The sequence below is a fragment of the Myceligenerans cantabricum genome, from assembly GCF_054777735.1.
Genome location: NZ_BAAHAJ010000013.1, coordinates 277,370 through 289,185, shown reverse-complemented (window position 1 = coordinate 289,185; position 11,816 = coordinate 277,370). Strand labels below are relative to the sequence as shown.

The following is an 11,816-nucleotide window of genomic DNA, read 5'->3' as shown; positions in this document are numbered from 1 at the left end:
CCGGTCACCGCCCCTGCGAGAGGACGAGCCGCACGAGGCGGAGCAGGTCCGGCGTCGCCCGCTCCTCCGGGACCGCGACCTCGTGGCCGCCGCAGAGGATCACGTAGGTGAACCCGTCGGTACGGCCCGGCCGGCCGGTCCGTCCGGCCGCCTCCCGTTCGAGCAGCATGATGTCGACGCGGTGCACCAGCGTGCGCACCTCGTCGGTGAGCGGGTCGTCGCCGTCCAGGTCGACGGCGCCCGTCTCGGTCATCCCCGCGACCCCGCCGCTCCGGCGTACCTCGACGACGCCGCACGGCGCTCCCGTACCCGACGGCGGCTCCTGCGCGCCGTCCCCCTCGGGCGCGCCGGCGCCGTCGTCGCCGGCCGCGACGACACCGACGCCCTCCCACGCCCCGCGGACGGCGTCCACGTGCTCGCCTGCCGCCTCGACCGTGGCGGCGGCGAACCCGGCGAAGTCCGTGTCCGGGCCGACGGCGAGCAGCGCGTCGTACCAGATCTTCCCGGCGCCCTCGGCGCTCGGACCGCCGATCTCGGTCGCGGCCAGGTAGAACGCCCGGTTCGGGATGCCGGAGTTGATGTGCACGCCGCCGTTGTCGTCGGTCGTGTCGACGTAGTCGGCCAGGTGGCCGGGCTGCGGGTCCTTGCCCAGCACCGGGTCGTCGTAGGCGCTGCCCGGCTCCGACATCGACCGCAGCGCCCGCCCCCGCACACTCTGGGTGAAGAGCCCTTCGCCGATCAGCCAGTCGCCGTCCTGTGCTTCCTGGCCGAGCACCCGCTGCTTGACGCAGGACCCGAACACGTCCGACATCGACTCGTTCAGCGCGCCGGGCTGGTCCCGGTAGACGAGGCCCGCGGTGTGCTCGGTGACGGCGTGCCCCAGCTCGTGCGCCAGGATGTCGACGGCGATCGTGAAGCGGTGGAAGACCCGCCCGTCACCGTCGCCGAACACCAGCTGGGTGCCGTCCCAGAAGGCGTTCTGGTAGTCCTGTCCGTAGTGCACGGTCGCGCTGACGCGAGCGCCGTCGTCGTCGTACGACGTGCGGCCGTACGTGTCCGCGAACAGGGCGAGCGTCGCGCTGACGCCGTCCCAGGCCTCGTCGACGGCGTCGTCGCCCGACGGCGCGTCGTCCGTCTCGTCGCGCACGGGCTCGCCCGGCAGGGTCTCGGAGCCGCCGGCCGTGTGGACGGTCCAGGTGAGCTCGGCGGCGGGACCCGCGGGCTCGGGCTCGGCCGCCTGGGTGCGCACCTGGTGCTCGCTGCGCCCTCCGCGGAACTCCGCGTCCAGGTCCAGCGTATGGCGGCAGGTGTCCTGGATCGCCGGTGCGGGCAGCAGCCCGGACGCGGCGGCCTCGGCCACCCGGTGAAGGAGGTACGGGGGGACGAATCCGGAACGACTCATAAGTCTCAATCAACCATGCTGCGCTCCGGCACGCCAGAGGTACGGTCCGCGGCGAGCGGCAGGGGCGTCTCACCGCCCGGGTCCGCCTCGAACCGGGTCCGGGGGAGCGCGCCGACGGCTTCCCGCTGGACCCAGCCGATGATCTCCTCGCGCACCAGGCAGCGCAGGTTCCACAGGTCGTCCCCGTCACGCGCGCTGACACAGGCCCGGACCCGGATCGCGCCGCCGGTGGCATCCGTGACCTGAAGGCTCTGCGCCCGCCCGTCCCACAGCGAGGTGCTGGAGACGATCCGGCCCAGCTCCGCGCGCAGCGGTTCCAGCGGCGTCCGGAAGTCGAGGTCGAACTCGACGGTCCCGAGCAGGTCCGACGACTTGCGCGTCCAGTGCTCGTAGGGCTGCTCCGTGAAGTACGTGCACGGCAGGATCAGCCGCCGATCGTCCCAGATGTGCACCACCACGTAGGCGAGGGTGATGTCCTCGATGCGCCCCCACTCTTCCTCGACCACCACCACGTCGCCGACATGGATGCGGTTGGTGAAGGCGACCTGGATCCCGGCGAACACGTTCCCGAGCGCGCTCTGGGCGGCGAGCGCCGCCACGATCGACACCAGCCCGGCGGACGCCAGCAGGCTGGCGCCCACGGTCCGTGCGCCGTCGAACGTCATGAGGATGCCGGCGACGGCGAGAACGCTCAGGACCCCCACGGTGATCCGCCGCAGCATCATCACCTGGGTCCGGAGCTTGCGCACCTCCCGCCAGTCGTGGACGTCCCTGCGGATCCGCGCGTAGGCGCGCTGCTCGACGATGAAGGCGAAGTTGCCCACGAGCCACGCGCTCGTGGCGATGACGGCCGGCACCACGAGGTTCTGCACGACGGGGAACCACTCGGATCCCGCGTGCCCGGACATGTTCAGCGCGATCCAGGCGGCCACGACCAGAAGGGTGGCGCGCACGGGGTTGCGGAGCCGCTGGGCGATCATGCGCGCGATCGCGCGGCGCCTGCCGACACGGCGCACCAACCAGGCGACGAGTCCCGTCACGAGATAGGCGGCGACGGCTGCTCCCGCCATCCACGCGATGGTCTCGAGCAGGCCCGACGCGTCCTCCACGACCTCTTCCACTGCCATGGCCCTACTGTGACGCGCAGGGGGCATTCCACGCAAAGCTCGTGGCGCCTCGGCCGCCGGGAGAAGTCCGGGCGACCGGGGTGGCCGGGGTCTACCGAGCGTGCAGCCAGCCGTGCAGGCGCCCGGTCACCCACGGGAGCACCCAGTACGCCATGACGGGGGTGAGGACCAGGGTGGAGACGAGCACCCGGAGCACGAGCGGGAGGTCGCCCCAGCCCGGGACGAACTGCGTGGACAGCCAGGTGAAGAGCAGGTTCACCGGGAAGAACCCGAGCCAGATGCTCGTGGCCTGCTTCCAGCGGGGCGGCGCGGGGACGGCGTCGTCGGCCCGGACCGGGTCGTCGAACCAGCCCTCGATGCCGGTCCGGCGCTCGATCTGGCGCTCCTCCACGATCCCGGCGCCGCGCGCGAGCCACGCGCCGCGCTCCTCGGACTGCTCCCAGGCGTCGAGCCGCGTCGCGTCCGCGAACCGGTAGAGCATGAACCAGTCGCTCGCCCCCTCGGCAGCCCGCACCCACCCCGAGCCGAGGAACCCGTCCCACCGGTTGGCGAGGTTCACGCCGTCCTGCACCCAGCGCGTCACCTCGGGCACGTGCTCAGGGCTCACGACGCGGTGGATGGACACGGTCACCGGGACGGTCGGGGCGGAAGTCATGTCCAGCAGTCAACGACGACGCCGGCCCTCCCGTCCTGCGAAACCCGCCACCGGGAGGTCGCGTCTCACGATACGGACACCTGTGTCCGGCGTCACCGGGTCCGGACGCGCCGATCCGGAGCCGGAATCGCCGGCGCCGGAGCGATCGAGGCGTCACCTGTGTCCCGACCTTCACGCGACGGCCACCGGACGCCTACTGACTTTGTGACCAACATCGCGCCGAAACGTCGTTGCCGTACCGCGACGACCCCCCACCATGGAAAGGTCGCCGACGCCGGAGCGAGCCCCGAGCCCGCCGATGCGAGCCAGCGGCCGCAGGAGAATCCGGCGCGGGTCCGAGATCCGCTCGGCCCCCGCGAGCCCGCACGGCGGCATGCCATGGCCCCTCGTCCCCGGACGAGTGCGCTCACTGGCCCCACACAAAACACCAGCGCGCACGGATTCGCCCCCTGAGGGGTGCCCCCCTCACGAGTCCGTGGCTCCCCAGCGCCCGCGCCGGTGCACGAACGGAAAGCCGCGTGACGCACCCCCACATCGCTGTCGCACACCCTGTCGCCCGCTGCACCGCCTTCGCCGCGGTCGTCGCGATCGGCGCGCTGAGCATGAGTGCTCCCGCCGTCGCGTCCCCGGTGAGCACCACCCATGACGGCCTCACCGCGGCCGTCGCGACCCCGTCCACCGAGCTCCCCGGCACCGCGTCGGCCGTCCTCGACGCCGCCGACACGGACACCACCCTCGACGCCGGCACCAGGAAGGCTCTCGCCACCGCCACCCACACCCTCGTGGAGGCCCAGCACCTCGCGACGTCGAGCGACCTGAAGACCTGGAAGGCGAAGCGCATCGAAGCCGCCGCCGCCCAGGTCCGCGAGCTCGTCGTCGCGGCCACCACGGCCTCGTCCGAGGAGGATCCGGTCGCCGCCGCAGCAGCGGCGGCCCTCGCCGAGCGCACCACGCGTGCGTCCCGCTCCGAGGAGCGGTCGCCCCTGCCCGGCGAGGAGGGCGAGCAGTCCGGGAGAGCGACGACGCCGGACGGCGAGGTCTCGGAGGAACAGCTCGACGAGGCCACCGAGGCGCTCTCGGACCTGCTGGAGAAGCCGTCGGAGGACGCCGTCTCCGAGGTGGCCCCAGGGCCCACGAAGAAGGAGCTCGCCGCCAAGGCAGCGAAGGTGGCCGCGGCCCGGGCGGCGAAGGCCGCCGCGGCCGAGGCCGCGGAGCGGCGGGCGAACGCCCAGCTCGCCGCCCGAGCGAAGCGGCACGGGAACGGCATGATCCCGGCGAACCTGCTGTGCGACCTGTCCTTCGCGCCCGGCGATACGCTGCGGTGCGACGCCGCGGCCGCCGCCGAGAAGCTGAACTCCGCGTTCCGGTCGGCGTTCGGGCGCAACCTCACCGTGAACGACTCCTACCGGTCGTACGCGGACCAGGTGGCGGTCGCGGCAGCCAAGGGCGGCCTGGCGGCCCCTCCCGGGACGTCGAACCACGGGCTGGGCCAGGCACTCGACCTGGGCGGCGGCATCTCGACCTTCGGCACGGCCGAGTACCGGTGGATGGCCGCCACCGCGGGGAAGCACGGCTGGACGCACCCGGCCTGGGCGGAACCTGGCGGCTCCAAGCCCGAGGCCTGGCACTGGGAGTACGGCACGAGAGACTGACCGGCCTCGCCCGCTACGCCCAGCCGAGCTGGTGGAGGCGCTCGTCGTCGATGCCGAAGTGGTGGGCGATCTCGTGCACCACGGTGACGGCCACCTCGTCCACCACCTCGTCGCGGCTCTCGCAGAAAGCCAGCGTGGGGTTCCGGAAGATCGTGATGCGGTCCGGCAGCGCGCCGGCCGCCCAGTGGTGATCCCGTTCGGTGAGCGGCACCCCCTCGTACAGCCCGAGCAGGTGCGGGTCGTCGGCGGGCGCGTCGTCCTCCACGAGCACGACGACGTTGTCCATCTGCGCCGCGAGCTCCGCGGGCACCAGGTCCAGCCCTTCGCCGACCGCTTCCTCGAACTCGTCGCGCGTCATCTCCACCACGAACCCATCATGACGGACGCCGCGTCGGGGTAGCGGAACCGACCTGGACGCATGCCGTCTCGCCTGTAGACTTTCCGCGTCCGGCCCCCATCGTCTAGCGGCCCAGGACCCCGCCCTTTCACGGCGGTAGCACGGGTTCGAATCCCGTTGGGGGTACGCAGAGGGGCTAGATCCGCAGGTCAAGGCATGTCTCGCCGGGTGTGAGGCACGCCATCGCGACCGGCACCGGATTTGATTTCCGGTTCCGCCGCCAGGTGGGTTAGGCTTCTCTCGGTTCGCACGGCGGACCACCTTGGTCGCGGGAAGCGATCATGGCCCTGTAGCGCAGTTGGTTAGCGCGCCGCCCTGTCACGGCGGAGGTCGCGGGTTCAAGTCCCGTCAGGGTCGCGTTCGATGGCCCGGTATCGTCGGTATCGACGCACCGGGCTTTCGCGCACGGCGCACACGCGTCGCGGCTCTGTAGCTCAGTTGGTAGAGCGTTCGACTGAAAATCGAAAGGTCACCGGATCGACGCCGGTCGGAGCCACCGTAAAACAGCAGGCCAGAGCCCTTAGGCTCTGGCCTGCTGGCGTTCTACGGCCGACTTCCCATCGCTGGGGGTCTAACTGGGGTTCTATTGCTTCAAGATTCCTCCGCGACGCGCTTTTTCGACTCCCGCCTTTCGCGGTCGAGCATCCCGTCGATCGCCTGGGCGCCGGTCTGGACCACCGGGCGCAGCTCGTGCCGGTACACGAGCTCGGTCACCATCGTGTTGCTGTGGCCGACGAGGCGCGAGACCTCCTCGATCGGCACCGCGTTGGATGACATCAGCGAGACGAACGAGTGGCGCAGCTCGCGGGGCGTCCACTCGGCAGCGTCGATTCCAGGGACACCGCGGAGCGCCTTCCGGAAGTCGCGGCGCGCGTTGTCGGCACTGAGCCACGTTCCGACTCCGGTCGTGAACACCAGGCCGGTGTCCTGCCACTTGGCGCCCGCGGCGTCGCGCTTCTCGGTCTGCCACTGCCGCTGCCCCCGTAGCGCCTCGACGGCGATCTCCGGGAGCGCGAGCGTCCGGCGCGAGAGCTGAGTCTTCGTGTCGCCGCTCTCACGCACCGAGCGCCAGACCTCGACGGACGGCGGCCCGCCTTGTTCGTCCGCGGCGAGGCGAACCCGGTCCCACGTGAGCGCACGCGCCTCCTCCGTGCGGATACCCACCACGAGCGACAGCACGATGTACGGGTACATCCAGTGCTCACGTGCGCTCCGGTGCTCCAGCACGGCGCGCGCCTGCTCCATCGTGAGCGACTTCGACCGCCGCCCGGGGCGCCCCTTCGGCACCTTGCAGAACTCGACGACGTTCCGCTCGACGTACCCGCGCGCCGCCGCCCGCCGCACCGAGCGGTTGAGCACGGAGTGCATGTGCCTCAGCATCGATGTGCCGACCGACGCCGTGAACGACGCGAGCCACTTGTCCACCTCTTCGGCGCGGAGCTCCTTCAGCTTCCGGCCGCCCAGGTGGTCCTTGATGTAGTTGTTGTACATGTCGCGGTTGTCGCGGTGCGTGCGCGCGGCCTCGCCGGTCTGACCGAATTCGAGCCAGTCCTCGACGGCCTGACTCACCGTGAGCCGTTCGGCCCGGGGCACGAGGCCTGCCTCGTACTCGCGCACCCGCTTGCGCATCTCGCGGAGAGCGGTGGACTCGGTCTTGCCGCTCCCCTTGCGCTTGATCGGCCTCCCGCGCCCGTTGTATCCGACGATTTGCACGGCGATCCAGCGGTCTCGCTTGGCGTCGAAGTACAGGCTCCCTTCGCCTCTGGGACGGCGGTCCTGCTTGGTCTCGGTAGTCGCGGTCATGCTGCACTCCTCAGGGTCTCGATGTACTCGGTGACGGCGGCCACGGGGATGAGGCGGCGGGCGCCGATCTTGACTGAGCGGAGCTCTCCGGAGCGGATGAGCTCGTAGGCGGTGCACCGTGAGATGCGGAGCGCCTGGGCGGCTTCCTCGACGCGGTAGACGACAGGGACGATGGGCGCGGCGGGCGTGCTGTCGGTACTCATCGCTGGTTCCTTTCGTGCATGGCTTGGGCGGGGTCGGCGTACGTGCCGTACGTGCCGTACGGTCGGCGCGTTCGGGCAGGTGGGATGCGGTTTTTGGGGTGTACGGCAGGTGTACGGCGGGTACGGCAGGCGGGTTGGCGTACGGCACGTGTACGGATCGGGGGTTGGCGTGCCGTACGCGGTAGAACCGGGTTTTACCTGCGGGTTTGGTCGGGGCGTACGGCGCGTACGGCAGGTACGGTGCCTCCCCCTGTCCGGTGCTGGTTCAGTCGGTCGTGATGGGTGGGCAGTACCGGTTCCAGGCGTCGGTGAAGGCGCCACGGTGGTAGCCCTTGGCGCGGCCGGTGGGGAACGTGATGTTGGCCGAGGCGATGTTGAACTCGCGCAGCAGGTCGGCGAGCTGGCGCGGGGTCAGCCCGACCTTGCCGTAGGTCTGCCACGGCGCCTCGTCGTCGAGCTTGAGCCGCTCGACGAGTGCGGCGGTGGGCAGGGCGTCGGCGTCGGCGAACGCGGCCCGGCAGTCCGCGAGCAGGCGGGTCTGCATCGACTTGGTAGCCGACGCCTCCCGCGCCTCCGAGAGGGCAATGGCGGCGGCGCGTGCGGCGTCGGGCCAGTCACCCCCGGCCTCGTCCGCCACGGCGATCAGCGGTTCCCACAGGTCCGCGGCGCGGTCCTCGATCGGCATCGGCGGCGTGGCCAGTTCCAGGTCACGCATCTTGGAGCGCATCCAGCGCCCGAGGTCCGCGCGCAGCTTGTCCAGGCCGGGCCGGTCGCGCCGCACCCGGTAGGGGGCGACGGTCTCGCCCGGTGCGCGGCGTCGCATCACGACGACCACGGCGCGGTCCTCGATCGTGTCGGGCATCTCCCCGATACCGGCCAGCGCCGCCATCGCGAAGGTGGACAGCCGCTCGACCTTGCGGATACCGGCGTCGTACCGCAGCGTGTAGCCCTCGCGGTCGAACCCGCCGTTCAGCAGGCCGCGCAGGTCCTCGTTCTCGCCTGCCTTGGGGCCGAACACGGTGTCGGCCTCGTCCATCAGGACGGTGGGCGGGTCGTTCTCGTCCTCCGCGATCGACCGGTACATGGCCGACGACGAGACGTTGATCGACATCAGGGGCCGGTGGGACAGGGCCTGGACGATCTGGAGCAGGCGGGACTTGCCGCACCGCTTCTCAGGCGCCCGGATGACCAGGCGCGTGGCGTGCGCCCACGCCGGGGCGGCGTGCGTGGCGGCGGCCCACAGGACCACACCCGTGAGGGCGTGCTCGTCGGGCAGGATGACGTACTTGCGGAACGCGGCAGCGACCTGGTTCAGCAGGGCGGCGCCATCGGTCGGGGGTTCGGGCTGGACCAGGGGCGGGGTAGCGGGTGCGGTGGTGTTCATGGTGTCCTCCTGTTCAGGCCGCGAGGCCAGTGATCGCGGTGGTGAGGGCGGTGGCGGGCAGGCCGGCGGCCGTCGTGGTGGTGGTGTCGGGGGTGGGCTGGCCGGTGATGGTTTCGACGAGGGCGGACATGAGGACTTCGGCCACGGGCGGGGTGACGGCGTTGCCGAGCTGGCGGACCTTCTGTCGCTTGGAGCCCAGGACGATGTAGTCGCTGTTGAAGGCCATGCCGGTGTGGATCTCTGCGGGTTCGAGCATCCGGAAGAGGCAGTCGTCCACGACCGCGTCCCAGTCGGCTGCGGTCAGGAGCGCGTGGTCGGTCTCGGTGGTCGGGGTGGGTAGTGCGCGGGTCAGGTCCCGCATGCCGGGGTCGTGCGCGTTCGGGGCGCCCCAGGTCAGCAGGGACTGGTGTCCGGCGGTGGTGAGGGTGCGCAGCGGCTCGGTGGCGGGGGTGGACATCTCGGCGCCGCCGTTGTTGTTCCGCATCACCAGGGGCGGGATCACGAGGCCGTGGTGGTTGCCCGAGGCTGTGACGGTGGCGAGCGGGTCGGTGGCCGGGCGTGCGGTGGAGCCTCCGCCGCGCAGCTCGGCCACCATCGCGGGGATCGCGATCCCGGTCTCGTTGCGCGCGGTCTGGGTGCGCATCGGCGCGTCGGCGGGGGTGGCGTGCTTGCCGTCGCGGCCCTCGACCGGGACCAGGAGCGGCGGGACCGCGATGGCCTTGGTCAGGGCGGTGTGCAGGGTCTTGAACGGCTGGTCGTTGGCGGGCCAGGCGCGGTAGTAGGCGCCGGGCCGGGCGTGCTGGGGGTGCTTGGGGTCGGCGGCGTCGTACTGGTGCCCGCCGGCCTCCACGACGATCGGGCGGGCGTACCGGCGCAGGCCCGCGCCGATCCGCGCCCGGGTCTTGTCGGCCAGCGGTCGGGGCCGGTCCGCGATCCGGGTACCGGGCAGGGTCCAGTCGATCGCCGCGGCCGCGGGCAGGACGTCGGGCTCGAGGACCCGGCCCCGGCAGGTGATGTTCGGGCACCGGTAGTCGTACTGCTGGCGGTACTTGCCCATGTCCACGCCCGGGCGCTTCCACACCTGCACCGCGGCCACGGTCTGGTCGCAGTCGGGGCACCAGGCGGCCGGGCGCAGCCAGCGGTCCCAGTCAGGGTCTCGGCGCAGGGACTCGTGCCAGTAGGCCAGGTAGAGCCGGTCACGCGACTGCGGAGCCCTGGGAGTACGGGCGGCCTGGGCGTGCATGGAGTTCAGGGCGATGAGGCGGGTGCGGTAGCCCAGGTGCTCGATCCGGCGCCGCCACACGTGCCAGTGCTCCCACTTGCGCACGTCCACCACGTTCTCCACCACACCCGCCAGCACCGGCCGCTGCCGCAGGATCATGCCGTCCAGGTAGCGGATCACGTCCTGCATCAGGGCGCGAGAACGGGCCACGTCCTGGGCGATCTCCTCATCCCCGAACAGGCCCGGCTGCACGTCGAAGTCCACCGGCGCTCCCTTGGCCTGGGACCAGTTCGTGCACTCCGGGGACGCCCAGAACAACTCCGCATACGGGTGCCCGGCCACGTCCAGGTCCCGGATGTCCCCGCGGTGGTGCTCCACACCCGGGAAGTTCGCCGAGTGCGACGCGATCGCGAGCTCGTCATGGTTCGCCGCAAGCACCGGAGCGACACCGGGCACCGCGTGAGCGCCCTGGGTAGCGCCACCAGCGCCACAGAACCAGTCGGTCAGACGCAGCATCAGCGCACCTCCCCGTTGTCGCCGGTCATGCTGTCCCAGTCGGGGCCGGAGAACGGCCCGGGGTGGGGAGCGGCGGGGTGGGCGGCGAGCCACGCGGCCCAGGCGGCGTCGCGGGCGGCGCGCTCGGCCTTGTGGCGCTCGATCAGGCGCTGCCAGGAGTCGTTCAGGAGCCGGTAGGCGCGGGCGTAGACGGCGGCCTCGGCCGGAACGTCGGCCTCAAGGAAGGCGGCGGCGATCCGCGCGGCGGAGTTCATCGCTTCCCATAGCAGCTCCCGCCCGTTGGTCGAGCGGGGGTGCTCCCGGCGGATCTCGGCGAGCTGGCGGGCGGCGTAGTCGCGGGCGAGGTGTTCGGCGCTGGTGGTGATGATGGCCATGTCGTTCTCCTGTTCAGGCGGGGGTGCGGGGGTTGTTGGCGCCGCGGCGGAAGCCGGAGCGGATGGTCTGTGCGGCCTCGGCCTCGGTGAACGGCGGGGTGCCAATGCCGAAGTGGACTGAGGCGGCGTCGATGAGCGCGTTGAACGCGTCGGGGGCGGGCAGGGAGCCACCGGCCACGAGCTGACCGAGGGCGAGCGCGGAGCAGAACAGGCCGTGGTTGCGGCCGCCCTCGCCCAGCTCGCGGACCTTGCGCACCTCGCCGTTCACGGCGGCGGCCACGTACCGCGGCACGTTCGCGCCGAGGTGAGGCGTGATGCGCCGCACGGTGCCCGGCGGCGGGGTGGGTGGCGTGGTGGTGAGTCGTTCGGTGATCCAGGCGGGCAGCTCGGCCACGGGTTCGGGAACCGTGACCTGGTACAGCCCGCCGGGGGTGCGTGTGGGTGGGGCGGCGACGTACCCGCCGATGCCGCGGGTGTCGATGAGCCAGCCCAGCCCGCCGCGCTCGCCACGGGTGTTGCGCAGCTCCACTCCGGCGGGGCGCCGGTAGTAGCGGTGCACGCCACCGGATGGCGTGGTCACAGTCCATGTGGCGGGCAGCTCGGCGCCCGCCTCGTCGGCCAGGTGCGTGAGCACCTGTTCACCGGTGGTCACGCCGAGGCTGGACCAGTGTTCGGGCGTCGTCGTACCGGGCTTGGGCATGTCGGTGTCGATCGCCAGCAGCCCGGACGGCCCGGTCGCGATCCCGATCCCGTACGGCCGCGAGTTCCAGGCGCGGGTGATCCGGTCCAGGTCGCAGGTGGCGCGCGGCTCCCAGCCCCGATGCCCTCCGCGGCACCAGGGGTCGGTGTGGTCGCAGTCGCCCTCGACGTGCCGCGGGGCGGCGGGCCGCTTGGTGCCAGGGGTGAGGGGGAACACGTGCCAGCCGTTGGCCGCGTACTCCAGGGCGGCGGCCAGCAGGGCGCCGTGGTACTTGTCGGCGAGCGAGCTACCCGCATGCGTGGCGTTCATGGCGTACTCCTCTCGATCAATCTGGGGCGTTTCGGGCATGAGCGGGGTAGGGGCACGGCGGGTAGTGGTAGT

11 protein-coding genes and 3 tRNA genes are annotated in these 11,816 nt (G+C 71.8%); 4 read left to right on the top strand and 10 right to left on the bottom strand.

All coding sequences use genetic code 11. The annotated features are described in order from the left end of the window. Positions 1 to 4 precede the first annotated feature (4 nt). From ACYU96_RS18470 to ACYU96_RS18460, 3 genes are all read right to left on the bottom strand, one after another. Positions 5 to 1,402 (bottom strand): protealysin inhibitor emfourin, encoded by a 1,398-nt coding sequence (locus ACYU96_RS18470; protein ID WP_460756857.1) that lies wholly within the window; start codon positions 1,400 to 1,402, stop codon positions 5 to 7. A 5-nt stretch (positions 1,403 to 1,407) separates the two neighbouring features. Next, complete coding sequence (locus tag ACYU96_RS18465) at positions 1,408 to 2,529, bottom strand: mechanosensitive ion channel family protein (protein ID WP_460756854.1); 1,122 nt, start codon at positions 2,527 to 2,529, stop codon at positions 1,408 to 1,410. A gap of 91 nt (positions 2,530 to 2,620) precedes the next feature. Further along, complete coding sequence (locus ACYU96_RS18460) at positions 2,621 to 3,184, bottom strand: antibiotic biosynthesis monooxygenase (RefSeq protein ID WP_460756851.1); 564 nt, start codon at positions 3,182 to 3,184, stop codon at positions 2,621 to 2,623. 518 nt (positions 3,185 to 3,702) lie between these two features. Here ACYU96_RS18460 and ACYU96_RS18455 point away from each other — a divergent pair. Beyond that, on the top strand, positions 3,703 to 4,836 hold the full coding sequence (locus ACYU96_RS18455) for a M15 family metallopeptidase (protein WP_460756848.1): 1,134 nt from the start codon (positions 3,703 to 3,705) through the stop codon (positions 4,834 to 4,836). Between the two features lie 13 nt (positions 4,837 to 4,849). On the opposite strand, the gene ACYU96_RS18450 is transcribed toward ACYU96_RS18455, so the two are convergent. Further along, on the bottom strand, positions 4,850 to 5,194 hold the full coding sequence (locus tag ACYU96_RS18450) for a metallopeptidase family protein (RefSeq protein ID WP_460757071.1): 345 nt from the start codon (positions 5,192 to 5,194) through the stop codon (positions 4,850 to 4,852). Between the two features lie 92 nt (positions 5,195 to 5,286). Here ACYU96_RS18450 and ACYU96_RS18445 point away from each other — a divergent pair. The 3 genes from ACYU96_RS18445 to ACYU96_RS18435 all read left to right on the top strand — a co-directional run bounded on the left by ACYU96_RS18445 (position 5,287) and on the right by ACYU96_RS18435 (position 5,729). Beyond that, positions 5,287 to 5,359, top strand: a tRNA-Glu gene (locus ACYU96_RS18445). 157 nt (positions 5,360 to 5,516) lie between these two features. Then, positions 5,517 to 5,590, top strand: a tRNA-Asp gene (locus tag ACYU96_RS18440). Between the two features lie 66 nt (positions 5,591 to 5,656). Further along, a tRNA-Phe gene (locus tag ACYU96_RS18435) sits at positions 5,657 to 5,729 on the top strand. Between the two features lie 95 nt (positions 5,730 to 5,824). On the opposite strand, the gene ACYU96_RS18430 is transcribed toward ACYU96_RS18435, so the two are convergent. From ACYU96_RS18430 to ACYU96_RS18405, 6 genes are all read right to left on the bottom strand, one after another. Further along, positions 5,825 to 7,036, bottom strand: a complete 1,212-nt coding sequence (locus ACYU96_RS18430; protein ID WP_460756846.1) for a site-specific integrase — start codon at positions 7,034 to 7,036, stop codon at positions 5,825 to 5,827. Continuing rightward, entirely contained in the window at positions 7,033 to 7,239 is a 207-nt protein-coding gene (locus ACYU96_RS18425) for a helix-turn-helix domain-containing protein (protein ID WP_460756843.1), read from the bottom strand. Before ACYU96_RS18425 ends, ACYU96_RS18430 begins: the two co-directional genes overlap by 4 nt. 265 nt (positions 7,240 to 7,504) lie before the next feature. Then, positions 7,505 to 8,623, bottom strand: coding sequence for a DUF3631 domain-containing protein (locus ACYU96_RS18420; RefSeq protein ID WP_460756840.1), 1,119 nt, complete (start codon positions 8,621 to 8,623; stop codon positions 7,505 to 7,507). A 13-nt stretch (positions 8,624 to 8,636) separates the two neighbouring features. Further along, a complete protein-coding gene (locus ACYU96_RS18415) occupies positions 8,637 to 10,361 on the bottom strand; it encodes a DNA cytosine methyltransferase (protein ID WP_460756838.1) in 1,725 nt (574 codons plus the stop codon). Further along, positions 10,361 to 10,735 (bottom strand): hypothetical protein, encoded by a 375-nt coding sequence (locus ACYU96_RS18410; RefSeq protein ID WP_460756836.1) that lies wholly within the window; start codon positions 10,733 to 10,735, stop codon positions 10,361 to 10,363. Before ACYU96_RS18410 ends, ACYU96_RS18415 begins: the two co-directional genes overlap by 1 nt. A 13-nt stretch (positions 10,736 to 10,748) precedes the next feature. Further along, positions 10,749 to 11,744, bottom strand: coding sequence for a bifunctional DNA primase/polymerase (locus tag ACYU96_RS18405; RefSeq protein ID WP_460756833.1), 996 nt, complete (start codon positions 11,742 to 11,744; stop codon positions 10,749 to 10,751). Between the last annotated feature and the right edge of the window lie 72 nt (positions 11,745 to 11,816).